Source organism: Pseudomonas rosaeacicularis (genome assembly GCF_057128745.1).
The window spans coordinates 128,931-151,956 of record NZ_JBSKHT010000003.1; the positions used below are offsets into that span (position 1 = coordinate 128,931).

General features: G+C 55.0%; 24 protein-coding genes and 1 pseudogene. 14 read left to right on the forward strand and 11 right to left on the reverse strand.

Translation table 11 applies throughout. The features are described 5' to 3' along the window. Positions 1-8 precede the first annotated feature (8 nt). Both ACWKWM_RS05200 and dcd read right to left on the reverse strand, forming a co-directional pair. Positions 9-230 (reverse strand): hypothetical protein, encoded by a 222-nt coding sequence (locus ACWKWM_RS05200; RefSeq protein ID WP_483845106.1) that lies wholly within the window; start codon positions 228-230, stop codon positions 9-11. A 123-nt stretch (positions 231-353) separates the two neighbouring features. After that, entirely contained in the window at positions 354-920 is a 567-nt protein-coding gene (dcd, locus tag ACWKWM_RS05205) for a dCTP deaminase (protein WP_483845107.1), read from the reverse strand. Positions 921-1,230: 310 nt separating this feature from the next. On the opposite strand from dcd, the gene ACWKWM_RS05210 reads away from it, so the two are divergent. Continuing rightward, entirely contained in the window at positions 1,231-1,440 is a 210-nt protein-coding gene (locus ACWKWM_RS05210) for a cold-shock protein (protein ID WP_002554837.1), read from the forward strand. A gap of 179 nt (positions 1,441-1,619) precedes the next feature. Here ACWKWM_RS05210 and apbC read toward each other — a convergent pair whose 3' ends face one another. Next, positions 1,620-2,714, reverse strand: coding sequence for an iron-sulfur cluster carrier protein ApbC (gene apbC, locus ACWKWM_RS05215; RefSeq protein ID WP_483845108.1), 1,095 nt, complete (start codon positions 2,712-2,714; stop codon positions 1,620-1,622). Between the two features lie 176 nt (positions 2,715-2,890). Here apbC and metG point away from each other — a divergent pair, with 176 nt between their 5' ends. The 4 genes and pseudogenes from metG to ACWKWM_RS05235 all read left to right on the forward strand — a co-directional run bounded on the left by metG (position 2,891) and on the right by ACWKWM_RS05235 (position 7,025). Then, entirely contained in the window at positions 2,891-4,933 is a 2,043-nt protein-coding gene (gene metG / locus ACWKWM_RS05220; protein ID WP_483845109.1) for a methionine--tRNA ligase, read from the forward strand. 100 nt (positions 4,934-5,033) lie between these two features. Further along, positions 5,034-6,047 (forward strand): annotated as a pseudogene (gene rsxB, locus ACWKWM_RS05225) (electron transport complex subunit RsxB); the annotation flags it as partial. A gap of 51 nt (positions 6,048-6,098) precedes the next feature. Further along, positions 6,099-6,737, forward strand: a complete 639-nt coding sequence (gene nth, locus ACWKWM_RS05230) for an endonuclease III (protein ID WP_483845110.1) — start codon at positions 6,099-6,101, stop codon at positions 6,735-6,737. A 105-nt stretch (positions 6,738-6,842) separates the two neighbouring features. Further along, a complete protein-coding gene (locus tag ACWKWM_RS05235) occupies positions 6,843-7,025 on the forward strand; it encodes a PA3496 family putative envelope integrity protein (RefSeq protein ID WP_483845111.1) in 183 nt (60 codons plus the stop codon). 136 nt (positions 7,026-7,161) lie between these two features. Here the strand turns inward: ACWKWM_RS05235 and ACWKWM_RS05240 are convergent, their stop codons facing one another. After that, the gene (locus ACWKWM_RS05240) at positions 7,162-7,788 is read right to left on the reverse strand and encodes a response regulator (RefSeq protein WP_483834373.1); all 627 of its coding nucleotides are present in this window, start codon (positions 7,786-7,788) and stop codon (positions 7,162-7,164) included. Positions 7,789-8,951: 1,163 nt separating this feature from the next. On the opposite strand from ACWKWM_RS05240, the gene ACWKWM_RS05245 reads away from it, so the two are divergent. From ACWKWM_RS05245 to ACWKWM_RS05255, 3 genes are all read left to right on the forward strand, one after another. Continuing rightward, the gene (locus tag ACWKWM_RS05245) at positions 8,952-9,503 is read left to right on the forward strand and encodes a hypothetical protein (RefSeq protein ID WP_483845112.1); all 552 of its coding nucleotides are present in this window, start codon (positions 8,952-8,954) and stop codon (positions 9,501-9,503) included. Between the two features lie 251 nt (positions 9,504-9,754). Further along, a complete protein-coding gene (locus ACWKWM_RS05250) occupies positions 9,755-10,129 on the forward strand; it encodes a hypothetical protein (protein ID WP_483845113.1) in 375 nt (124 codons plus the stop codon). Positions 10,130-10,458: 329 nt separating this feature from the next. Next, positions 10,459-10,737 (forward strand): transcriptional regulator, encoded by a 279-nt coding sequence (locus ACWKWM_RS05255; protein ID WP_483845114.1) that lies wholly within the window; start codon positions 10,459-10,461, stop codon positions 10,735-10,737. A gap of 87 nt (positions 10,738-10,824) precedes the next feature. On the opposite strand, the gene ACWKWM_RS05260 is transcribed toward ACWKWM_RS05255, so the two are convergent. Then, a complete protein-coding gene (locus ACWKWM_RS05260; RefSeq protein ID WP_268797582.1) occupies positions 10,825-12,042 on the reverse strand; it encodes an argininosuccinate synthase in 1,218 nt (405 codons plus the stop codon). A gap of 130 nt (positions 12,043-12,172) precedes the next feature. Beyond that, entirely contained in the window at positions 12,173-13,081 is a 909-nt protein-coding gene (locus ACWKWM_RS05265) for a flagellar protein MotY (RefSeq protein ID WP_483845115.1), read from the reverse strand. A 147-nt stretch (positions 13,082-13,228) separates the two neighbouring features. On the opposite strand from ACWKWM_RS05265, the gene pyrC reads away from it, so the two are divergent. The 4 genes from pyrC (at position 13,229) to bfr (ending at position 16,021) form a co-directional block, all read left to right on the forward strand. Then, a complete protein-coding gene (pyrC, locus tag ACWKWM_RS05270; RefSeq protein ID WP_483845116.1) occupies positions 13,229-14,275 on the forward strand; it encodes a dihydroorotase in 1,047 nt (348 codons plus the stop codon). Beyond that, a complete protein-coding gene (gene rnt / locus ACWKWM_RS05275; protein WP_483845117.1) occupies positions 14,272-14,949 on the forward strand; it encodes a ribonuclease T in 678 nt (225 codons plus the stop codon). Before pyrC ends, rnt begins: the two co-directional genes overlap by 4 nt. A gap of 179 nt (positions 14,950-15,128) precedes the next feature. Next, positions 15,129-15,347, forward strand: coding sequence for a bacterioferritin-associated ferredoxin (locus tag ACWKWM_RS05280; protein WP_483845363.1), 219 nt, complete (start codon positions 15,129-15,131; stop codon positions 15,345-15,347). Between the two features lie 200 nt (positions 15,348-15,547). Then, complete coding sequence (gene bfr / locus ACWKWM_RS05285; protein ID WP_483834365.1) at positions 15,548-16,021, forward strand: bacterioferritin; 474 nt, start codon at positions 15,548-15,550, stop codon at positions 16,019-16,021. Between the two features lie 72 nt (positions 16,022-16,093). Here the strand turns inward: bfr and grxD are convergent, their stop codons facing one another. The 3 genes from grxD to ACWKWM_RS05300 form a co-directional block, all read right to left on the reverse strand. After that, complete coding sequence (grxD, locus tag ACWKWM_RS05290) at positions 16,094-16,423, reverse strand: Grx4 family monothiol glutaredoxin (RefSeq protein WP_483845118.1); 330 nt, start codon at positions 16,421-16,423, stop codon at positions 16,094-16,096. Between the two features lie 112 nt (positions 16,424-16,535). Then, positions 16,536-18,641: a molybdopterin oxidoreductase family protein gene (locus ACWKWM_RS05295; protein WP_483845119.1), complete on the reverse strand. Its 2,106-nt coding sequence runs from the start codon at positions 18,639-18,641 to the stop codon at positions 16,536-16,538. 159 nt (positions 18,642-18,800) lie between these two features. Beyond that, complete coding sequence (locus tag ACWKWM_RS05300; protein ID WP_483845120.1) at positions 18,801-19,103, reverse strand: hypothetical protein; 303 nt, start codon at positions 19,101-19,103, stop codon at positions 18,801-18,803. 448 nt (positions 19,104-19,551) lie between these two features. Between ACWKWM_RS05300 and argF the strand changes: the two genes are divergently transcribed. Continuing rightward, entirely contained in the window at positions 19,552-20,472 is a 921-nt protein-coding gene (gene argF / locus ACWKWM_RS05305; protein ID WP_483845121.1) for an ornithine carbamoyltransferase, read from the forward strand. Beyond that, positions 20,469-21,536 (forward strand): ABC transporter ATP-binding protein, encoded by a 1,068-nt coding sequence (locus ACWKWM_RS05310; RefSeq protein WP_483845122.1) that lies wholly within the window; start codon positions 20,469-20,471, stop codon positions 21,534-21,536. Before argF ends, ACWKWM_RS05310 begins: the two co-directional genes overlap by 4 nt. Before the next feature lie 125 nt (positions 21,537-21,661). Here ACWKWM_RS05310 and ACWKWM_RS05315 read toward each other — a convergent pair whose 3' ends face one another. Together ACWKWM_RS05315 and ybaK are read right to left on the reverse strand one after the other, a co-directional pair. Then, positions 21,662-22,444 carry a PhzF family phenazine biosynthesis protein gene (locus tag ACWKWM_RS05315; protein WP_483845123.1) on the reverse strand — a complete coding sequence of 261 codons (783 nt, stop codon included), beginning with the start codon at positions 22,442-22,444 and terminating at the stop codon, positions 21,662-21,664. A 98-nt stretch (positions 22,445-22,542) separates the two neighbouring features. Then, positions 22,543-23,013 carry a Cys-tRNA(Pro) deacylase gene (ybaK, locus tag ACWKWM_RS05320; RefSeq protein WP_483845124.1) on the reverse strand — a complete coding sequence of 157 codons (471 nt, stop codon included), beginning with the start codon at positions 23,011-23,013 and terminating at the stop codon, positions 22,543-22,545. Positions 23,014-23,026: the final 13 nt, after the last annotated feature.

A 23,026-nucleotide genomic window follows, 5' to 3' on the forward strand; every position in this document is an offset into this window, starting at 1 on the left:
GGAAGAAATCATGCAACAGGGGCAGGTGGCGGCTCGTCAGGTATGGTCGGCACACCAGGCTCTTCAGGCTGAGGATATTCGTTCGGGGTATCGGGGTTTGGCTGGCCGGGTATACCGCCGCCCACCATGTTCAACTGTGGATGCGCTAACAGTGACCAGGCCAAGAGTCCTACCTGATTTTGTCCCGGGTCCGCTTCCTTGCTGGTGGGGTTCGATTGTTGTCTATTCATAGGGCACTCCCTGAGCGTCTGGCCCCATCCGCATGCGGCGAATGGGAACGGTTCAGTCTGTAGAGTGCCGATTTGACGACTAATTCACTTTCGAAATGACCAACGGCATTTTTAGTTTAGCGGTTACGTACGTGGCAAAGTGACGCCACGCTGTCCTTGATACTTGCCGCCACGATCCTTGTACGAGACTTCACATTCTTCATCAGATTCCAGGAACAGCATCTGTGCGACGCCTTCGTTCGCGTAAATCTTCGCTGGCAATGTGGTCGTGTTCGAAAACTCCAGCGTCACATGGCCTTCCCATTCCGGTTCAAGCGGAGTGACGTTGACGATGATTCCGCAGCGCGCGTAAGTGCTTTTGCCTAGACAGATAGTCAGTACATTACGGGGGATGCGGAAATATTCGACGGTGCGCGCAAGAGCAAACGAGTTTGGCGGGATGATGCAAACGTCGCTTTTCACATCGACAAAACTTTTTTCGTCAAAATTCTTAGGGTCAACGGTCGCCGAATTGATGTTGGTAAACACCTTGAATTCATCGGCGCAACGTACGTCATAGCCATAGCTGGAGACGCCGAATGAGATCACCCGGTTAGCGCCTTCGCCACGCACCTGACGCTCTACGAACGGCTCGATCATGCCGTGTTCCTGCGCCATGCGGCGAATCCACTTGTCCGATTTGATGCTCATGGCGATGTCCTGAATAGCGAGGTGAAAAAGATGTCCGGTATCTTACCGGGCCAAGGCGCCGGGTTCAAAGGCTGTCCGACCCCGGGAGTGAATCGGTTTGGCATGACTTGAAATAAATCCTCGACAGACCATTGGCACATCAGAAAAAAACGGTTAAGGTGGGTCCACTGTGTTGCTTGTGTCACTGAGAATCTCTACACGATGTTGAATTTCGATCCAACCATCTCCAAGAATTTTTCCTGCTCTTTGCACTCAGTCTCGGCCAGGGTTCTTCCTGAGTCGCAGTTAACTTTGTCCAAGGAGATACACCATGTCTAATCGCCAAACTGGTACCGTTAAGTGGTTCAACGATGAAAAAGGCTTCGGCTTCATCACTCCACAATCGGGTGACGATCTGTTCGTTCACTTCAAAGCTATCCAATCCGACGGCTTCAAAAGCCTGAAAGAAGGCCAACAGGTTTCTTTCATCGCTACCCGCGGTCAGAAAGGTATGCAAGCTGAAGAAGTTCAAGTTATCTAACTTGTACTGATTCGCTTAAAAGACCCCGCCCTCAAAAGCGGGGTTTTTTTGTGCCTGTAGTTTTTAGGGCAAGGCATGATCTCGCAGGAGCGCGCTTGCCCACGATAGCGTTGTGTCAGTCGAAGGATCGAAACTGACACAACGCTATCGTGGGCAAGCGCGCTCCTAACTCGGCTGTATCAGTCGTCGCTGACGGTGATATTCGGCATTGCAGGCGAAGCCGCTTCCTGCAATACAATCCGCGCACCAACGTGTCGCGCCAATTCCTGATACACCATCGCAATCTGGCTTTCTGGTTCAGCAATGGCTGTTGGCTTGCCACCATCGGCTTGCTCGCGAATCAGCATCGACAGCGGCAACGAAGCCAGCAGTTCAACGTCGTACTGGGTCGCCAGCTTCTCGCCGCCCCCCTCGCCGAACAAATGCTCGGCATGGCCACAGTTCGAGCAGATATGCACTGCCATGTTCTCAACGACGCCGAGAACCGGAATGCTGACCTTGCGGAACATTTCCACCCCTTTTCTGGCATCGAGCAACGCCAGATCCTGCGGTGTCGTGACGATTACAGCACCGGCAACTGGCACCTTCTGCGCCAGGGTCAGCTGAATATCGCCAGTGCCCGGAGGCATATCGATCACGAGATAGTCCAGGTCATTCCATGCGGTCTGGGTGATCAGCTGCAAAAGCGCGCCGGATACCATGGGTCCTCGCCAGACCATAGGTGTGTTGTCATCGGTCAAAAAAGCCATCGACATCACTTCAATGCCATGCGCCTGGATCGGCACAAACCACTTCTGATCCTTGATCTTCGGGCGCGTGCCTTCAGGGATACCAAACATCACACCCTGACTCGGGCCATAGATATCAGCATCGAGAATACCTACTCGGGCACCCTCTCGTGACAGTGCCAGGGCCAGATTGGCAGCAGTGGTGGATTTGCCCACGCCACCCTTGCCGGAGGCGACGGCCACGATATTTTTGACATTAGCCAGGGCAGGAATCTGACCCTGAGCCTTGTGCGGCGTGATCAGCGTATTGATTTCAACCTTCGCCGACGACACACCCTCAAGGCCTTCGATGGCGATTTGCAGGACATGCGCCCACCCCTTTATAAACAAGGCGGCGGCGTAACCCAGCTCAAGTTGAACGCTGACGCGATCCCCCTGAATCTCGATGCCACGCACGCACCCGGCACTCACCGGATCTTGATTCAAATAAGGGTCAGTGTACTGACGAAGGACGGCTTCCACCGTTGCGCGATTAACAGCGCTCATGGGTTACTCCCGAAATAAAGACTGAGCAAAACAGGCGGCCATCCTACCCCTTCTGTCGGGCGGCGACATCGATTCCCTGCATTTACGGCACGTTTCCCACACCGCTGCGGGGTGAAAAAAAATGCTCAGCCCTTTATAGTGGCCGACCTCCGTTTCACTTCAAGTAGCCGAGCCCAATGTCCGAGCCACGCAAGATTCTCGTTACCAGCGCCCTGCCCTATGCCAATGGTTCAATTCACCTTGGCCACATGCTGGAGTACATCCAGACCGACATGTGGGTGCGTTTCCAGAAGCACCGCGGCAATCAGTGCATTTACGTCTGCGCGGACGACGCTCACGGCTCGGCTATCATGCTGCGCGCCGAAAAAGAAGGCATCACTCCAGAGCAACTGATCGCCAATGTCCAGGCTGAACACAGCGCGGACTTTGCCGAGTTCCTTGTGGATTTCGATAACTTCCACTCCACCCACTCTGAAGAAAATCGTGAGCTCTCGAGCCAGATCTACACCCGCCTGCGTGACGCTGGTCACATCGCCACGCGCTCAGTGACCCAGTATTTCGACCCGGAAAAGAAAATGTTCCTGGCCGACCGCTTCATCAAGGGTACTTGCCCCAAGTGCGGCACCGAAGATCAGTACGGTGATAACTGTGAAAAATGCGGTGCCACCTACGCACCGACCGATCTGAAAGACCCCAAGTCGGCGATCTCTGGTGCCACGCCGGTCTTGAAGGATTCCAAGCATTTCTTCTTCGATCTGCCTGCATTCGACGCCATGCTCAAAAGCTGGACCCGAAGCGGCACGTTGCAAGATGCAGTGGCCAACAAGATCGCAGAGTGGCTGGATGCTGGCTTGCAGCAGTGGGACATCTCCCGCGACGCGCCGTATTTCGGTTTTGAGATCCCGGACGAGCCAGGCAAATACTTCTACGTATGGCTGGATGCGCCAATCGGCTACATGGCCAGCTTCAAGAACCTCTGCGCCCGACGTCCTGAACTGGACTTCGATGCGTTCTGGAACAAAGAATCGACCACCGAGCTGTATCATTTCATTGGCAAGGACATCGTGAACTTCCACGCATTGTTTTGGCCGGCGATGCTGCACGGCGCGGGTTTGCGCAAGCCAACTGCAATCAACGTGCACGGCTACCTGACAGTCAACGGTCAGAAAATGTCGAAATCGCGCGGGACCTTCATCAAGGCGCGCACTTACCTTGATCATTTGTCACCCGAATACCTGCGCTATTACTACGCTGCAAAACTGGGCCGCGGCGTGGATGACCTCGATCTGAACCTGGAAGACTTCGTGCAGAAGGTCAACTCCGACCTGATCGGCAAGGTGGTCAACATTGCCAGTCGCTGCGCTGGTTTCATCCACAGGGGCAATGCCGGCGTGATGGTGGCCGAGAACGCTGCCCCGGAACTGACCGATGCCTTCCTCGCTGCCGCGCCAAGCATCGCGGACGCGTATGAAGCACGAGATTTCGCCCGTGCCATGCGTGAAATCATGGGACTGGCAGACCGTGCCAACGCCTACATCGCCGATAAGGCGCCGTGGTCGCTGGCCAAGCAGGAAGGCAAGCAGGATGAAGTTCAGGCCGTGTGTGCGCTGGGTATCAACCTGTTTCGCCAATTGGTGATTTTCCTCAAGCCCGTTCTGCCGCTTCTCGCCGCCGACGCTGAACGTTTCCTGAATGTTTCGCCACTGACGTGGGATGATCACGGCAGCCTGCTGAGCAATCACCAGCTCAATCCTTTCCAGGCATTGATGACGCGTATCGACCCAGCAAAAGTGGAAGCTATGACTGCGGCGTCCAAAGAAGATCTGGCCGCCAGCGCGACTGACACAGGGCCCGAAGGCAATGGGGAATTGACCCTGGACCCGCTGTCAGCTGAAATCGAGTTCGATACTTTTGCTGCAGTTGACCTGCGTGTCGCCTTGATCGTGAAGGCCGAGCACGTTGAAGGCGCAGACAAGCTGTTGCGTCTGACGCTGGATATTGGCGACGAGCAGCGCAATGTCTTCTCCGGCATCAAGAGTGCTTACCCGAATCCTTCAGAGCTCGAGGGCCGTCTAACGATGATGGTTGCCAACCTCAAACCTAGGAAGATGCGCTTTGGCCTCTCTGAAGGCATGGTCATGGCGGCAGGCCCCGGCGGTGAGGAAATCTACTTGTTGAGCCCTGACAGCGGCGCCAGGCCAGGCCAGCGTATCAAGTAAATGAATCATCCGGCGGTCGAATGACTGCCGGGATTTTTGCCTGTGCTGAACCCTTTTGCGTGTCAGAAACACTGCCCACTACCCAAGGCCTTGATTCAGCATGAGCCTGATCCAACGCATTGATGCCCTGTTGCCACAAACCCAATGTGGCAAGTGCGGCCATCCAGGCTGTAAGCCTTATGCCGAAGGCTTGGCGCGCGGCGAAGCGATCAATAAATGCCCGCCCGGCGGCGACGAAACCATCGCCCAATTGGCTCATTTGCTTGAGGTGCCCATTGTCGAGCTCGACATCGAGCGCGGAACGGCCCCGGCCCAAGTGGCGTTCATTCGTGAAGCCGAGTGTATTGGGTGCACCAAGTGCATCCAGGCGTGTCCCGTAGACGCAATCCTTGGCGCTGCGAAGCTTATGCACACGGTCATCATCGATGAATGTACGGGCTGCGACCTATGCGTCGCACCCTGCCCTGTGGATTGCATCGAAATGCACCCCGTCCCGATGCGTGCTTTTACGCCGATCGTCGGCGCCGCAACGCTCACCTCCGCGCAGCACTTGGCACGCACTGCAAAACGCAACAAGGCTCGCTACCGCTTTGAAGCGCGTAATGCACGACTTAAGAGAGAAGAGAACCAAAGGCAGATTGAACGCCAGGCTCGGGATTATCGGCTGGCCCCGTCAGAACATTCCTCGCAAGCGGCTACGAACCACAGGGCGCACGCGCCGAGCGACGTCGATGCAGCGCTCAAGCAAGCGCGTATCGCCGTGACGATGACTCGAACCCAACTTCATCGGTCTTTGAAGGCGTTCGGTCACCCACCGATTGCCGCACAAGCTTTGCGCCTGGTTGAATTGCAGAAGGAATTCGAAATCGCCGAAAGCGCGCTAGAACGCTTACAAACGAAAAGTCGAGATGAGCCGGCGCTAGTTACTGGTAAACCAGATATGGCCTCATTCAATCGCGCCAAGATTCAGTTGGCCATGCGTCGGGCCGCGTTGAACAAAGCTACGGCTTCGGATACCCCGGCGGACCAGATTGCACTGTTGAAGGTAGCTGTCGAAGAGGCAGAAAACTTACTGAATCAGCTCGATAGACAAGAAGCTGAAAGCACCAAACCCTGACGCACTCTTCCCGGAATCTCGGTAAACACCCAAGGAACCACGGCAGCTATGAATGCAGCAAAACGTCTGGAGATTTTTCGTCGACTGCATGAAGACAATCCTGACCCCAAAACTGAGTTGGCCTATACCACACCGTTCGAACTGTTGATCTCCGTGATCCTCTCGGCGCAGGCAACAGACGTCAGCGTGAATAAGGCGACTGCCCGCCTCTACCCGGTCGCAAACACGCCACAGGCCATCTACGGGCTTGGAGTTGAAGGGCTATCGCAGTACATCAAAACCATTGGCCTCTTCAACAGCAAAGCGAAGAATGTGATCGAAACATGCCGTCTACTGATCGAGCACCATGGCGGGGAGGTACCACAGACTCGTGAGGCACTTGAAGCGTTGCCGGGCGTCGGCCGCAAAACTGCGAACGTAGTGCTCAATACAGCATTCCGGCAGATTGCAATGGCGGTGGATACGCACATTTTCCGTGTCAGCAATCGCACCGGCATCGCGAAAGGCAAGAATGTCGTCGAGGTCGAAAAGCAGTTGATGAAGTTTGTCCCAAAAGATTTTTTGCTGGATGCTCACCATTGGCTGATATTGCACGGCCGCTACGTCTGCCAAGCTAGGAAGCCGCGTTGCGGGAGTTGCAGGATCGAAGATCTGTGTGAATACCGAGAAAAAACTTCAGACGATTGAGCGATAGGTATCTTGAAGGCTGATCGATTGAAAAAATCTTTTTTACCCCATGTCAGATTGTCGCTATAAGGTCCGCCAATGACCGGCTAAGCCTGGAGTCAACTTATGAGCACTGACAAAGAGCAACTGGACACGGATGATGACTTCGTTGTCGTCGAAACCGATGACAGCGCGCAATCAACTGTAGAGACGGCAAAGACGAACCTCAGCAAACGACGCACCATCGACAATCTCCTTGAAGAGCGTCGCCTTCAAAGGCAGCTGGCCGACTACGACTTCGATCTTTGAATTCAACCCTGCTCCTACCGTCCAAAGCGAATAGTCAACGAAGCCTCCCATGGGAATGTCGGGAGGCTTTGTACCGACTGCGTCAAATTTCAATAAATGCGCCCTCCGACGCCTTAGTCCTCACCAGCGTAAAGGTCTAAACAAGCCCGTTTCGTTGCGCGAGTTCGATAAGGTCAACCAGCGAATGTGCATTAAGCTTCAGCAGAAGCCTTGTCTTGTAGGTACTGACCGTTTTGTTGCTCAAAAACATACCGTCGGCAATTTCCTTGTTGGTTCTGCCGCGAGCCAATTGCTGCAAGACCATCATTTCTCGACCGGACAGTCGGTCGACCATTTCTGCCTCGCTGGCATTTCCCAAACTTGAACGAACAGTGTGCAAGGCCTGATTGGGAAAATAACTGTAGCCCGACAGTACCGCCTTGATGGCACTCAGCAACTCGGTGAGATCTTGCTGCTTGCAGACGTAGCCTGCAGCACCGGCCTGCATGCAGCGCATGGAAAAATGCCCCGGCGCCTGCGAGGTCAGGATCAGTACCTTGAAAGGCAGGGTCATTGCCGAAAGCCTGGCGATAACTTCAAGACCGTCGAGCTTGGGAATACCGATGTCCAGGATGACAATATCGGGCAAATGCTCGCGTGCCAGCTGCAGGGCATCCACTCCATTATCCGTCTCTGCGACGACCTCATAACCATGACGCTCCATTAGCATGCGCACGGCAAGGCGAATGACAGGGTGATCATCAACGATCAACACTTTATTCATGAGCAGTCCATTTTTTGCTGTTCGAATTTTTGGAGCCCGCACAATAGCCTAGTCGTTTAGTACTTTGCATGGCGCTCCCCCCCGCGGAACAACAGGCAGAGACCGTTCTCACAACTACCACAGAAAATTCCTACAGGATTTGCCTTAAGCGACGATAATTTGGATGTAGTCACAGCATCCCCTCCATGGGATAGGGTCGTAGGTGGGTCAGCCACATTTTGCCGGCGTTTGCCCACAATCCACGTTCAATCATTATTGTAGTAGATACGTACATCACTAATACCTCGTTGGCCAGTAATCCTGACCGCTGGCTGGGGAGTGAGTATCAGACGTTTGTCAGGAACAATCGAAGACGACCAGGGAAAGGTGCTGGGGCACGAACTACGTGGATCAATCCAGGCGCCGAATCACAGCGATTTACCTGAAGAAGAGCGTCTTCGCAAACCCTCATGCTTGCCAGCGTAAGCCTAATCATCCGCCTAGCCAAAAAAACAAGAATCATAAAATATTTCTGAGTAAGCCGATTAGCTTGTCCGACATGGGGTGTTTAAAAATACACGCGCACGCAGGCACATTGCTATATTTATTTATCTAACGAATTTTCCTACACGATTTACAGAAATCTCCCAACTTTTTCGTCACGCACCCGTCACAAACCTCACCAGATAAGAATGGAAGGAAGGCAGCCGATGCAAAAAACACATTAAGTTGAACTTGCAACCCCATATCCCAGGCCGGTGCAAAGCCAGGTGTATTGACAAACAAAGTTCGTTCGACCTTCACGTAATACCAAATCACTCTATAAATCCAGACCCAAGATGCCGAACGGGAAAAGTACTACAAAACTAAAAGACGCGGACGAACTTGATGTAAGACATAGACTTGCGAAAAAAAACAATTTGGAGAAAGAGGATTTTTTACTTGCATATTTTATTACCAGTCGTTACTTTTTTGATAGTGAACCGTCAATAACCGACCTCAGCTCTAATTCAACTCTCAACTGGCGAGAGAACGACTACTAACAACCTCTCCAGTTAATTTATGTTGCCGAGCGTCGATAGTACTGACGGATTAAACATAGCTGCCCGGTCGCGACTGCTCTTACAGAAGATATGTATGGGGTCTAGAAGCATGTTATCAACATATCCAAAAAGGACTTTGTCATGAACAAAAAAACCCGTACCACGGCGACACATGACAGTGAAAGCACCGAACTTTCTACGGCAATTAAACTGTTTGTTGCCGAAGGTGGTGTTATTAACGTCGTGCCAAATGGCGAGTCGGGAGAATCTGTCTCAGGGCCCGCAATCCTGGAAACACCAGAGCCAGAAGCTGACGCCGATGTGCTGATGAAAGCAAAAGTGGAGCTGCTCAAAGGCCTGATCGCCAAAGGGGCGGGGGTCTCAGCCCTGCAGTACTCGCTGCGGATGAACAGAAAGGACATCAAGCGTCTTGCAAACGAGAACGGGCTGACGATTCGATACAGCCAACCTGTGCGTGGCCATAGACCTGGCAGGCAAAAGGAAACGGTTGCTGTGGATGACGTCGTTGCTGGCCACGCAATGCATTACTCAAGCCTGGGCTACACCGCCCTGGAGATCGCGCAACTATTGGGTTTGAATATCCGTGATGTCTGGCATATCGGCAAAGCCTATCGCATCGAATTCAAACAACCCTCCATACGGGAAAAAGGTGGGTGCAGCTCGCCCCCCTGACGTCAGCGTCGATTGCGCTTTCACTGCAAATGCCTGACGGTCTTTTGGGCTCCACTGAAGGCTGGCGTTATCTTCGCTAGCCCCAACGGATGCCGCTTACTCAGTGGATACAACACCCACAGAATACACATACTTTCCGCCAGCCTCCTATTCAGTACTCATTCTGTTTATTGCAATTCAAATCACATACTGATTAAACAAGGAACAGGGATTGATCTCCCATCACCTATTGTGCCTATCAGGAATTCGCTATGAAGAGCCTTAACCGAATAATCACACCCCTCAACATGCTTGCAATGTTTGCCGCGTTTTCAGAGGCATCTGCGGCAACAACCCTCCCCTATCTGGACGAAGAGTCCAGAAAGTTTTTTATCGGATTCATTGTGATTTTCCCTTGCGCCCTGTCAGCCTTGTGGTTTTTCACCCTTCATTTCAATAGCAACACGCCGCTCCACCCTACAATACCGGACGGCATGTCCAACCAGGCTCCGACCTCCAAGGTGCTGCATGTCGGGTTCCTGTCCACGACATTCGACGCCGCTCAGCTAACGCCAGCGATGTCCGTGCAGCCGCTGGACGCATATAAAATCACTCAGTTCGAAGTATTACTGATACAGCGCACCTGACTGCGTAGGATCGATACTCACAAGTAGGATAAAGCACGCTTCACCGCTCTTCAGCGCACTGATAAACACAGGAAGTCACGATGCGACAAGTGGGAAATGGCGACTTCGTACATTCCTTTTTTCCTCATGCAGAGGGAGATCTATGCTGAACCCTTGCTATACATAGGAAAATCAGCTTGAAACATATCAGAGGCTAATTTTTTATTGAACGAGCGATGAAACGCCCCTCATAAAAACCGACTAGAGTTACCTGAAACCCGCTGTTACGCATCAGGAATGTCAACCAGCCGAACCGACATCATCAACTTTACAAAAATATTGGAAATACTATGTCTCGATTAAAAGAGTTTCATGACTTGGAAGACACGTTGAAGACTCAGCTAGCTCAGCTAGAGATCCTCAGAAATGAAGATGAGCTGATTGCAGAGCTTGAGTTTGAAAAAAAAATGACTGCGCTGATGAAGCGATATGGCAAAGATTCGGACGATGTAATCGCAATACTGAAATGGCATTTGTCCTCCGCCGTAGATACGGTTCACGAAAACAAGGCCAACTATGACACCAAGACCAAACAGCGAGGAAAAAAGCCTGAGGCTAAAAACCAGTAGATTCGATGTTCCATGGAGGAACTATTGCTAAAGTGCATAATAAAGCAGCCTCTAGTGAGGCTGCCTTTTGTTTCTTTACACGATAACTTAAAACAGTTTGCGGTTCTTGTTCGCGGCAATGCGCATGCGCAATGCGTTGAGCTTGATGAAGCCAGCTGCGTCGGCCTGGTTGTACGCGCCGCCGTCCTCTTCGAAAGTTGCAATGTTAGCGTCGAACAAGGAGTCGTCAGACTTGCGGCCTGTAACGATCACATTACCTTTATACAACTTGAGACGAACGACGCCATTCACATGGGCCTGCGAAGCATCGATCATCTGCTGCATCATCAGACGCTCAGGACTCCACCAGTAACCGGTGTAGATCATGCTCGCGTACTTGGGCATCAACTCGTCCTTTAGGTGAGCGACTTCCCGATCAAGCGTGATGGATTCGATAGCACGGTGGCCGCGCAGCATGATGGTGCCGCCCGGCGTTTCATAACAGCCGCGAGACTTCATGCCGACATAACGGTTTTCAACGATGTCGAGACGACCGATGCCGTTTTCGCCACCAATGCGGTTCAGCGTCGCGAGCACAGTTGCAGGGGTCATTTCGACGCCATCCAGCGCAACGATGTCGCCGTTGCGGTAGGTCAGTTCAAGATAAGTTGGGGTGTTGGGCGCGTCTTCAGGAGACTTGGTCCAACGCCACATGTCTTCTTCGTGCTCGGTCCAGGTGTCTTCCAGCACGCCGCCTTCATAGGAGATGTGCAGCAGGTTGGCATCCATCGAGTACGGGGACTTTTTCTTGCCGTGACGCTCAATCGGGATCGCGTGCTTCTCGGCGTAATCCATCAGTTTTTCGCGGGACAGCAAATCCCATTCACGCCACGGAGCAATAACTTTCACGCCTGGCTTGAGGGCGTAAGCGCCCAATTCAAAACGAACCTGATCGTTACCTTTACCGGTGGCACCGTGAGAGATTGCGTCGGCGCCGGTTTCGTTGGCGATTTCAATCAGACGCTTGGCGATCAGTGGGCGGGCGATGGAGGTACCCAGCAGGTACTCGCCTTCGTAGACAGTGTTGGCGCGGAACATCGGAAACACGAAGTCGCGTACGAATTCTTCACGCAGGTCGTCGATGTAGATTTCCTTGACGCCCATGGCTTGTGCCTTGGCACGTGCTGGCTCAACTTCTTCGCCTTGACCGAGATCGGCTGTGAAAGTCACCACTTCGCAGTTGTACGTATCCTGCAACCACTTGAGGATTACCGAAGTATCCAGGCCCCCGGAATACGCGAGAACTACCTTGTTTACGTCCGCCATGCCATCACTCCAACGCGTTGTACGGAAAACCGTCGATTCTAACGACCTGGGCCGTGAATTTACAGTCTCGCGACAGCTTGTGACGACGAAGCGACAAATAATGTCATGGCTACGACGTGGAGTTAGACGTTCAGGAGGTCGATGGAGCGGTGTTTGCAGCGGCGACTGGCGCGGGCTTGGTGTCCGGCACAACGCGCTCCAAGTGGAGGTTCACGCGACGATTACGCGCCCGGTTGGCATTGTTGGTATTGGGTACCAGCGGGTAACGCTCCCCGTGAAACCGCAGAGTGACCTGCTCTTCCGGGATCCCCTGAGCTTTGAGGTAATCCATCACGGCCAGGGCTCGACGACGTGACAAATCCCGGTTGGTCAGGCGATTGCCGCTGTTGTCCGAATGGCCGTCCAGTTCGACACGATTCACTGTCGAATCGGCTTTCATGTATGCCACCACTACGTCCAGCTTTGCCTTGCCGGCTGCATCCAGGTCTATCCCTCCGCCGGGGAAGCCAATTTCCGCCTGTTTGACCTGCTCGTAGTTCATCGGCAAAAGCTTTGTAGTGCAAATCTGAAAGTCGCTGAAGGCTTTGCTGAATTTCACCGGCAACAAGCGGACCTCCATTGGTCCGCCGCCGTCCCTGGCGACGTGGCGGATCACCGGACTGCGACCGTCCATCAACCCGCTGATCAACCTGCCCGCCTGGGCTTGGGAGGTGTTGAAGGGAATTTGGCCGTTGCTTACTTTCACAGCGCCCAGATTAAGATCGCCCCTACCCGGCTGCCAGGGCGCGGCCGCTGCCAGCAACGTGGCGGAACCGACCCCTAGCGAATAACCGGTAGCTCTGAGTCGAAAGGTCACCTGCTCGCCGGCACGCCGCACGAACTCACCGGCACCGAAGTCGGTAATCGGCTGGGTGAGACGGCATTCGAACTGATCGCCTTCTACCTTCCACTCAATATTTTCCAGACGCGTCTGGAAAGTGATCGCCATGGCCGGCAGGCTGGCAAACACGCTGAGCAGGGCTAGATATCGCTGGCGCACGGGAGGCTCCACAAAGATTTTTCCGCGTTACAAAATTTTTGACTTACGAGTGGCTATCGGTTCCTTCCTGTAAAACTTGATAGCGAGTGCCTGGAAGTGTCTTTTCCGGTAGCATTCCCAGCGAGTTTGACCCGCCTGGAATCCCCAATGTCCGACCGCCTGACCCTCCTGCGCCCCGACGACTGGCACATCCATCTTCGTGATGGCGCTGTTTTGCCCCACACCGTCGCGGACGTTGCTCGCACTTTTAGCCGCGCCATCATCATGCCGAACCTGGTCCCCCCGGTACGCAATGCCGAGGAGGCCGACGGTTATCGTCAGCGCATCCTGGCTGCACGTCCCGCTGGCAGCCGCTTTGAGCCGTTGATGGTGCTTTATCTGACCGACCTGACCCACCCGCAGGACATCCGCGCTGCCAAGGCCAGTGGCTTCGTTCACGCCGCCAAGCTTTACCCGGCAGGTGCGACCACCAACTCCGACTCAGGCGTCACCAGTATCGACAAGATCCTGCCGACGTTGGAGACCATGGCCGAAGTCGGTATGCCGCTGCTGGTCCATGGCGAGGTCACCCGCGGTGATATCGACGTGTTCGACCGCGAAAAAATCTTCATCGACGAGCATCTGCGCCGTGTAGTCGAACTGCTGCCGACGCTGAAAGTGGTGTTTGAACACATCACCACCGCCGAGGCGGTGCAGTTCGTCAATGAAGCGTCGGCTAATGTCGGGGCGACCATTACGGCCCACCACCTGCTCTACAACCGCAATCACATGCTGGTTGGCGGTATTCGCCCGCACTTCTATTGCTTGCCGATCCTCAAGCGCAATACGCACCAGGTCGCCCTGCTCGACGCCGCAACCAGTGGCAGCAGCAAGTTTTTCCTGGGCACCGATTCTGCCCCCCACGCGCAGCACGCCAAAGAAACCGCCTGCGGCTGCGCCGGTTGCTACACCGCATTTGCTGCAATCGAGCTGTACGCCGAAGCATTCGAACAACGCAATGCGCTGGACAAACTGGAAGGCTTTGCCAGCCGCAATGGGCCGGCGTTTTACGGTCTGCCGGTCAACACCGACACCATTACCCTGGTTCGTGAAGAGTGGACTGCGCCTACCAGCCTGCCATTTGGCGAGCTTTCTGTTATCCCGCTGCGCGCCGGTGAAAAACTGCGCTGGCGCCTGCTGGAGGAACACGCGTGAGTGAAGACCAATACGACGACGATCAGGAAAGCTCTGGCGGTGGCACAGGTTCCAGGCATCCTATGGCGGCCCGCTTTCGCGGTTACCTGCCAGTTGTTGTCGACGTAGAAACCGGTGGTTTTAATTCGGCCACCGACGCCTTGCTGGAAATCGCCGCCGTGACCATTGGCATGGACGAGAAAGGTTTTGTGTTCCCTGAACACACTTACTTCTTTCGGGTCGAGCCGTTCGTAGGCGCGAACATCGAAGCAGCTGCGCTGGAGTTCACCGGCATCAAGCTCGATCATCCGTTGCGAATGGCTGTCAGCGAAGAGACTGCGTTGACAGATATTTTCCGCGGTGTGCGTAAGGCGCTTAAGGCCAATGGCTGCAAACGCGCCATTCTGGTCGGTCATAACGCCAGTTTCGACCTGGGCTTCCTTAACGCCGCAGTCGCGCGGCTAGACATGAAGCGCAACCCGTTTCACCCGTTCTCGAGTTTTGACACGGCGACGCTTGCCGGGCTGGCATACGGCCAGACCGTTCTCGCAAAGGCCTGCCAGGCCGCCGACGTTGATTTTGACGGCCGCGAGGCTCACTCGGCACGCTACGACACCGAGAAGACCGCTGAGCTGTTCTGCGGCATCGTCAACCGCTGGAAAGAGATGGGCGGTTGGGAAGACTTTCACGATTGATGTCTTTCTGCTCCAGAAAAAAACCGGCCTCAGGGCCGGTTTTTTATTGTCGGAATATCATGTTCATCCAACCACTCATCGGGCTACATCCATACAACGGGAAGTAGTTTTGACAAGCATTCTCATTAACATTAGTATCCATCGCATTGAGCAAATCACTCAGCGACGGTCCTTTATTTATGTATGTCTGCCTCTGCCAAGGTGTTACTGACGGACAAATCCGCGAAGCGATCATGGAAGGATGCTGCAGCTATCGCGAGGTTCGCGAAACGCTGAATGTGGCCAGTAAATGTGGAAAATGCGCCTGTCTTGCCAAGCAAGTGGTGCGTGAAACCCTGACTGACCTGCAAGTGAGTCACGCCGCGATGGCCTATCCCGCAGAATTTTCAGCTGCCTGATTAAACGCATTTCGAAGAACCGGACCTCGTGTCCGGTTTTTTTATGTCTTTAATTCAATCGGTTAGCGCTCGGATGCCAAACACAAACATTCTTATTCTTATTTAATTTCACTTATTATTCAATAACTTAGGTTTGACAGACCTCTATACCGGGCTCAAACTCGCGCTCTATAAGTGACTTCATCGACAGGACCCCGATCATGAAAGGCGACATTACAGTCATCCAGCATCTCAACAAGATCCTCGGAAACGAGCTGGTCGCGATCAACCAGTACTTTCTGCACGCTCGGATGTACGAAGATTGGGGCCTGAACAAGCTTGGCAAACACGAGTACCACGAGTCCATCGACGAGATGAAGCACGCGGACAAGCTGATCAAACGGATTCTGTTTCTCGAAGGGCTGCCAAACCTGCAAGACCTGGGCAAAATCCTGATCGGCGAACACACCAAGGAAATGCTTGAGTGCGATCTGCGTATTGAACGCACCGGTCATGCGGACCTGAAAGCCGCCATTGCTCACTGTGAAGTAGTAGGCGATTTCGGCAGCCGTGAATTGCTCGAAGATATTCTTGAGTCCGAAGAAGAGCACATCGACTGGCTGGAAACGCAGCTGGGTCTGATCGATAAAGTCGGCATCGAGAATTACCTGCAATCGCAGATGGGCGAAGAGTAAGTCAGCGCCAACAAAAAGCCCCGCTCTCGTAAGAGAAGCGGGGCTTTTTTATGCCTTGGAAGCGCACTCAGATCAAGCAGTCGCGTTTTTCGCTACCGCTTCTTTGACCAGTGTCTGCAGCGAACCATCAGCCTGCATTTCAGTGATGATGTCGCTACCGCCTACCAACTCACCGCCAACCCACAGTTGCGGGAAGGTTGGCCAGTTTGCATATTTTGGCAAGTTGGCGCGGATTTCAGGGTTCTGCAGGATATCGACATAAGCGAACTTTTCGCCGCACGCCATCAATGCCTGAGAAGCCTTGGCCGAAAAACCACACTGAGGGGCATTCGGAGCGCCTTTCATGTAAAGCAGAACGGTGTTGCTGGCGATCTGCTCTTTAATCGTTTCGATGATATCCATGGAACACCTCGGCTTAACTTTACGACTCTGTGAGTCGACACGGTGGCGCATTGTAACGGAATCCCTAGCGTAACGCTCGGACATGGCTTTAGTCGAACGTTCGCCAGCCTCCTCAAACCGCCCCGACGTGGACTGGCACTCCGTTCAACGCGGCATTGCCGGACAGCACATCGAGTTGCCGCTCGTCGGTCAGGTCATTGGCGCTGACGCCTGGCTGGTCCCGAGCGATGTCCATTTGCACGCCTGGCCGCGCATGCCCCCAGCCATGGGGCAGGCTCACCACGCCCCGCATCATGTCGGTCGTTCCCAGCACTTGCACCTCAATCGCGCCAACCCGAGAGCTGACACGCACGGTTTGTCCGTCGACCAATCCCCGGCTGAGCAGATCATCGGGGTGCATCAATAAGTGATGCCGTGGTTTGCCCTTCACCAGACGATGATAGTTGTGCATCCAGGAGTTATTGCTGCGTACATGACGGCGGCCAATCAACAACAGTTCGTCTGCCTGCGGCGTAAGCGTCGCCTTGAAGCGCACAAGGTCAGCGACAATGATCGCTGGAGCCGCCTGCACATGCTGGTTCGCAGTTTTCAGGCGTCTGCCAAGGTTGGGCTTCAATGCACCGAGATCAAGGCCATGGGGGTAATCTGCCAGCGCATCGATAGAGAGCTTCCACGCCGAGGCGTCTCCATAGAGCCCGCCACGAATCCCCCGATCAACCATCTGGGAAGGCGCAATGGTCGGTTTCAACTCGCGCTCGGCCCTGGCAGCAAACGACTGTGCCAGCCCGACGAAGATTTCCCAATCATGCAAAGCGCCTTCGGGTTTACCGAGAATTGCCCTGTTGAAGCGTGTGACGTTACGCACTGCAAACATGTTGAACGTGGTGTCGTAATGGTCATTTTCCAGCGCTGACGTCGACGGTAGAATCAAATCCGCATAACGCGTGGTTTCATTGATGTACAGATCGATGCTGAGCATGAACTCCAGACCGTCGAGCGCCTGCTCAAGACGCCGGCCATTGGGTGTCGAAAGCACCGGATTACCCGCCACCGTAATAAGTGCCCTCACCTGCCCTTCGCCCTCGGTGAGCATCTCTTCGGCCAGCGCCGACACGGGCAATTCACCACTGTACTCCGGAAGACCTGACACGCGACTTTGCCAGCGATTGAACCCGCCGCCCGAAGTTGATTGCACCAGATCCAGCGCCGGTTCGGTACACAGAGCACCGCCCACACGATCAAGATTGCCGGTCACCAGATTGATCAGTTGCACCAGCCAATGGCAAAGCGTACCGAACGACTGGGTAGAAATTCCCATCCGCCCGTAGCACACCGCTTTATCAGCCGCCGCGAAATCCCGTGCGAGCTGGCGGATAGTCTCGGCAGGGACGCCACAGCGCAGGCTCATGCTTTCGGCATCCAGATCGGCCACGGCATGGCGCACCTCGTCCAGACCGTCGATGGGCAGATGGCTTACTCGAGTCAGATTTTCAGCGAACAGCGTGTGCAGCAGACCAAACAACAATGCGGCATCGCCTCCCGGTCGCACGAACACGTGCTGATCGGCAATAGCCGCTGTTTCACTGCGTCGAGGGTCAATCACCACCACCTTGCCACCGCGTGCCTGGATCGCCTTCAGGCGCTTTTCCACATCCGGCACGGTCATGATGCTGCCGTTGGACGCCAGCGGGTTGCCGCCCAGGATCAGCATGAAATCGGTGTGGTCGATGTCGGCAATTGGCAGCAACAGGCCATGGCCGTACATCAGGTAGCTGGTGAGGTGATGCGGAAGTTGGTCCACCGATGTCGCCGAGAAACGATTGCGGGTTTTCAACTGGCCCAGAAAGTAATTGCTGTGGGTCATCAGGCCGTAGTTGTGAACGCTGGGGTTGCCTTGATACACCGCCACCGCGTTCTGCCCATGCCGCTTCTGAATATCGAGCAAGCGCTCTGCCACCAGATCGAAAGCGGCTTGCCACTCGATGGGCTGCCAATCGTTGCCAATTCGTCGCATCGGCTGTCGCAGGCGATCCGGGTCATTCTGGATGTCTTGCAGCGCCACGGCCTTGGGGCAAATGTGACCACGGCTGAAGGTGTCCAGCGCATCACCCTTGATCGAGGTGATACTAGGCGCAGCGTTATCTTCGGTGATTTCAATGGTCAGGCCGCAAATGGCCTCACACAAATGACAGGCTCGGTGATGGAGAGTCTTGGTCATCGCCAGTCTCATATTCTTGTAGGGCGATCAGGATGATCGCGCAGACAAAACTATGGCGTGGGATGCGTCACTTCACCAGAAAGGTTCGTGACATGAATCGGGCAGCATCAGGCGAGCCGATAGGGTTCGCCTGCTGGTAAGCAGTGTGAGTGACCTGGATCAGGAACCAGACCCACCAATCGGCGTTACCACTTTGCGCTGCAACTGGATCTCGTGAACGGTTTCGACCTGTTCCTGAGAAACCTGAATCCCGGTCAGTTCACCGATCAGACGCCAGTGATCGTCCAGACCTGCGCTGATGGTCGCCATGCGATCGATCATGCGGCGACCGGCGGAACGTGTGACTTCGTCTTCACTGCGCATCAGTTCAAATGACATGGACGTCATGGAAGCGGTGAGGTGCGTGAGGGTGCGAGCAGTGAGCCCGAGCAGTTCCGTTAGTTGTTTCTCTTTTGAATCCATTCCTCACCCCCTGAGGTGTACATAGGCGCTATTTATAACCCACGCCAGATATTTAAGAAACGTCCGGGTTTCCGCGGCGTGAAGCGTGTCGCATAAGGCATTTCGTGACTTTTCGACTGTTACGGATTCGGCAGCAATTGCCAACGCAGACAATGGCAGTGTACAACTGAGCGCTTCGACATGCGTGACGGTGGCGAAGTGCCTTAATGTCTATGCCACTGTAGCATCTGGAAACACTCATAGCGCCTGAAAGCGCCACTTTCCAGCTACCGAGCGTCTGACGGGATTATCCCGATGAAGCTGGCCCTTGGCATTAAGCGACATTTTCTTATACCCTCGCGCCTTCCCTATTCGTCGCCCCGTGCGGCTTTCGCCGCAGGTCTCGCCCGTTTTCCCGATAAAACCCGGCTTTGAGGATCTGCGGTCTGTTGCAGAAAGGTAGTTAATGATGAGCGCAAGGCACTTTCTCTCGATGATGGATTACACACCGGATGAGCTCCTCGGTGTGCTCCGTCGCGGCATAGAGCTAAAAGACCTGCGTCACCGCGGCGTACTTTTCGAGCCGCTGCGAGGCCGCGTACTGGCCATGATTTTCGAGAAATCGTCGACTCGTACCCGGGTTTCCTTTGAGGCGGGGATGATCCAGCTCGGCGGCCAGGCCATTTTTCTTTCCCCCCGCGACACCCAATTGGGCCGTGGCGAGCCTATCGCCGACGGCGCGCGGGTGATGTCGCGCATGGTCGATGCGGTAATGATCCGCACTTTCGCCCATAGCAATCTGATCGAATTTGCAGCCAATTCCCGCGTCCCGGTCATCAATGGCCTGTCGGATGACTTGCACCCCTGCCAATTGCTGGCCGATATGCAAACCTTCCTGGAGCACCGCGGCTCGATCAAGGGCAAGACAGTGGCCTGGATCGGTGACGGCAATAACATGTGCAACAGCTATATAGAAGCGGCGATCCAGTTCGACTTTAATCTGCGTATTGCCTGCCCTGACGGCTACGAGCCCGATCAACGTTTCCTGGCGCTCGCCGGAAATCGCGTGACGCTCACCCGCGATCCTCGAGAAGCAGTAAAGGGCGCGCACCTCGTCAGTACCGACGTTTGGACCTCGATGGGCCAGGAAGAAGAAACCGCCAAGCGCATTGCCCTGTTCACACCGTTTCAGGTCACCCGCGCATTGTTGGACCTGGCCGCTGATGACGTGCTGTTCATGCATTGCCTGCCTGCGCACCGTGGCGAAGAAATCAGTCAGGACTTGCTCGACGATGCCCGCTCGGTGGCGTGGGACCAGGCGGAAAACCGTTTGCATGCTCAAAAGGCCTTGCTGGAATTCCTCGTAGCATCAGCCTTGCAGCCTGCATGAGTGCACCCATGCTGCTGAAACTGAAAAACCTCGCCTGCGGTTATCACGACCAGCGCGTGGTCCAGGATTTGAACCTGCACCTCAATGCAGGCGACATTGGTTGTCTGTTGGGGTCCTCAGGTTGCGGCAAGACCACGACCCTGCGCGCCATTGCCGGTTTCGAGCCGGTTCATGAGGGCGAAATCATTCTGGATGGCGAGGTCATTTCCCGCGCGGGTTATACGCTGGCCCCGGAGAAGCGCCGCATCGGCATGGTGTTCCAGGACTACGCGCTGTTCCCGCACCTGACCGTCGCTGAAAATATCGCGTTCGGTATTCGCAAGCATCCACGTCTGGCGCAGCTGACCCGCGAGATGCTGGAGTTGGTCAATCTTGGCGCGCTGGGTAAACGCTACCCCCACGAACTGTCCGGCGGCCAGCAGCAGCGTGTGGCACTGGCCCGAGCGCTGGCGCCCGAGCCGCAGCTGTTATTGCTGGATGAGCCGTTTTCAAATCTGGATGGGGAGTTGCGTCGGCGTCTGAGTCATGAGGTGCGCGACATCCTCAAGGCCCGTGGCACCAGCGCAATCCTGGTCACCCATGATCAGGAAGAAGCGTTCGCTGTCAGCGACCACGTTGGCGTGTTCAAGGAAGGTCGGCTGGAACAGTGGGACACGCCCTACAACCTGTATCACGAACCGGCCACGCCCTTTGTAGCCAGTTTCATCGGCCAGGGTTACTTCATTCGTGGGCAACTGGTGGACGCTGAATCGGTGCAAACCGAACTGGGCGTGCTGCGAGGCAATCGTGCTTATGCCGGTGTAAGCGGCGCGCCGATGGATGTGCTGCTCAGGCCCGACGACATTATTTATTCGCCAGATAGCACACTGAAAGCGCGCGTTGCGAGCAAAACGTTTCAGGGTGCGGCGACCCTGTATCGCCTGCAGCTACCGACCGGCACGCAACTGGAAGGATTATTCCCAAGCCACGCCGATCTGAACCCAGGGGATCAGGTCGGTATTCAGGTGGCGGCCGAGCATTTGGTGCTGTTTCCGGCGGTGGGTAGCGTCCCGGTGCATTCTTGAGCACTTTGTAGGAGCGCGCTTGCCCGCAATAGCATTATTCTGTCAGCCAAATTGTTATCGCTGACACACAGCATTCGCGGGCAAGCGCACTCCTACAAAAACGGCGTTCAATGCAGAATCTGCATTCACCCCACCATCAACGTTCCACTCGCCACCAGCGTTGCATAACCGCCAATCTTCACCCGATCCCCTTCCAGACGACAGAACAGCTCCCCGCCCCGGGCCGAGCACTGAAACGCACTCAAACTGAGTTTGTTCAGCCGCCCGGACCAGTACGGGATCAGCGAACAATGGGTCGAGCCGGTAACCGAGTCTTCGGCAATGCCCAGCCCCGGCGCAAAGTAGCGGGAGACGAAGTCATGCTGATCGCCTTTGGCGGTGATGATCACGCCCGGCCACGGCAGGCGCGCGATGGCCGCCATGTCAGGTTTGCAGTCTCGCACCGCCTGCTCAGACTCCAGCACCACCAGCAATTCAGCGGCGCCCAGCACGTCGACCACCTCAACGCCCAGCGCTCGCTCGATATCGACCGTCACGCCCACTTCGCTTGGCGGCATTGCCGGGAAGTCCAGAAGCAAGCGCCCGCCTTCGCGACTGACGCTCAACGGCCCGGATTTGCCGACGAACTCGATGGTATCCGACGTCTCGCCGTAGATGTCGAACAGCACATGCGCACTCGCAAGCGTCGCATGACCGCACAACGGTACTTCAGTGGTCGGAGTGAACCAGCGAATGTGCCAGCCCAGGGTTTCACGCACAAAAAAAGCGGTTTCGGCCAGATTGTGCTCGGCGGCAATGCGCTGCATCAGCTCGTCGGCGAGCCAGGTGTCGAGGCGATAGACCATCGCGGGGTTGCCAGCAAACGGTCGATCGCTGAACGCATCGACCTGATGAAATTCTAGCTGCATGGAAGGCGTCCCCATTGATTGATCACCACAGCGGCCCATCGGTCGCCGGACATCGTTAACTCATGCCATCAATGCAGGCCTCTGACGATGCGCCTGAATCACTCACGGCCAATCTGCGCAAATGTCGCACGGGTGTGCTCAGCGAGTACAGCGGCCGATAACTCGACTTCAAGCCCGCGTCGTCCCGCACTGACGTAGATCGTCGCAAACGGTTGGGCTGACACGTCGATAAATGTGCGAAGCCGCTTCTTTTGACCCAGCGGACTAATGCCACCCAGCAAGTAACCGGTTGCACGCTGGGCCGCTCCCGGGTCGGCCATTTCCGCCTTCTTGGCACCCGCAGCATGGGCGAGCGCCTTGAGATCCAAGGTACCTACCACCGGCACCACTGCCACCAGCAGCTCGTGCTTTTCGGTGCTGGCCAATAAGGTCTTGAACACTTGGGCGGGTGGCAGATTCAGCTTCTCGGCCGCCTCGAGCCCGTAAGATGCAGCCTTGGGATCATGCTCATAACTGTGAACACGATGCTCGGCTCGGGCTTTTTTCAATAGATCCAATGCGGGGGTCATGCAGGCACTCCAG

Bases quoted from the DNA above. Each gene is read 5' to 3' on its own strand.
- ACWKWM_RS05200 (WP_483845106.1), bottom strand. From the start codon at position 230: ATGAATAGACAACAATCGAACCCCACCAGCAAGGAAGCGGACCCGGGA.
- dcd (WP_483845107.1), bottom strand. From the start codon at position 920: ATGAGCATCAAATCGGACAAGTGGATTCGCCGCATGGCGCAGGAACAC.
- ACWKWM_RS05210 (WP_002554837.1), top strand. From the start codon at position 1,231: ATGTCTAATCGCCAAACTGGTACCGTTAAGTGGTTCAACGATGAAAAA.
- apbC (WP_483845108.1), bottom strand. From the start codon at position 2,714: ATGAGCGCTGTTAATCGCGCAACGGTGGAAGCCGTCCTTCGTCAGTAC.
- metG (WP_483845109.1), top strand. From the start codon at position 2,891: ATGTCCGAGCCACGCAAGATTCTCGTTACCAGCGCCCTGCCCTATGCC.
- nth (WP_483845110.1), top strand. From the start codon at position 6,099: ATGAATGCAGCAAAACGTCTGGAGATTTTTCGTCGACTGCATGAAGAC.
- ACWKWM_RS05235 (WP_483845111.1), top strand. From the start codon at position 6,843: ATGAGCACTGACAAAGAGCAACTGGACACGGATGATGACTTCGTTGTC.
- ACWKWM_RS05240 (WP_483834373.1), bottom strand. From the start codon at position 7,788: ATGAATAAAGTGTTGATCGTTGATGATCACCCTGTCATTCGCCTTGCC.
- ACWKWM_RS05245 (WP_483845112.1), top strand. From the start codon at position 8,952: ATGAACAAAAAAACCCGTACCACGGCGACACATGACAGTGAAAGCACC.
- ACWKWM_RS05250 (WP_483845113.1), top strand. From the start codon at position 9,755: ATGAAGAGCCTTAACCGAATAATCACACCCCTCAACATGCTTGCAATG.
- ACWKWM_RS05255 (WP_483845114.1), top strand. From the start codon at position 10,459: ATGTCTCGATTAAAAGAGTTTCATGACTTGGAAGACACGTTGAAGACT.
- ACWKWM_RS05260 (WP_268797582.1), bottom strand. From the start codon at position 12,042: ATGGCGGACGTAAACAAGGTAGTTCTCGCGTATTCCGGGGGCCTGGAT.
- pyrC (WP_483845116.1), top strand. From the start codon at position 13,229: ATGTCCGACCGCCTGACCCTCCTGCGCCCCGACGACTGGCACATCCAT.
- ACWKWM_RS05280 (WP_483845363.1), top strand. From the start codon at position 15,129: ATGTATGTCTGCCTCTGCCAAGGTGTTACTGACGGACAAATCCGCGAA.
- bfr (WP_483834365.1), top strand. From the start codon at position 15,548: ATGAAAGGCGACATTACAGTCATCCAGCATCTCAACAAGATCCTCGGA.
- grxD (WP_483845118.1), bottom strand. From the start codon at position 16,423: ATGGATATCATCGAAACGATTAAAGAGCAGATCGCCAGCAACACCGTT.
- ACWKWM_RS05295 (WP_483845119.1), bottom strand. From the start codon at position 18,641: ATGACCAAGACTCTCCATCACCGAGCCTGTCATTTGTGTGAGGCCATT.
- ACWKWM_RS05300 (WP_483845120.1), bottom strand. From the start codon at position 19,103: ATGGATTCAAAAGAGAAACAACTAACGGAACTGCTCGGGCTCACTGCT.
- argF (WP_483845121.1), top strand. From the start codon at position 19,552: ATGAGCGCAAGGCACTTTCTCTCGATGATGGATTACACACCGGATGAG.
- ACWKWM_RS05310 (WP_483845122.1), top strand. From the start codon at position 20,469: ATGAGTGCACCCATGCTGCTGAAACTGAAAAACCTCGCCTGCGGTTAT.
- ACWKWM_RS05315 (WP_483845123.1), bottom strand. From the start codon at position 22,444: ATGCAGCTAGAATTTCATCAGGTCGATGCGTTCAGCGATCGACCGTTT.
- ybaK (WP_483845124.1), bottom strand. From the start codon at position 23,013: ATGACCCCCGCATTGGATCTATTGAAAAAAGCCCGAGCCGAGCATCGT.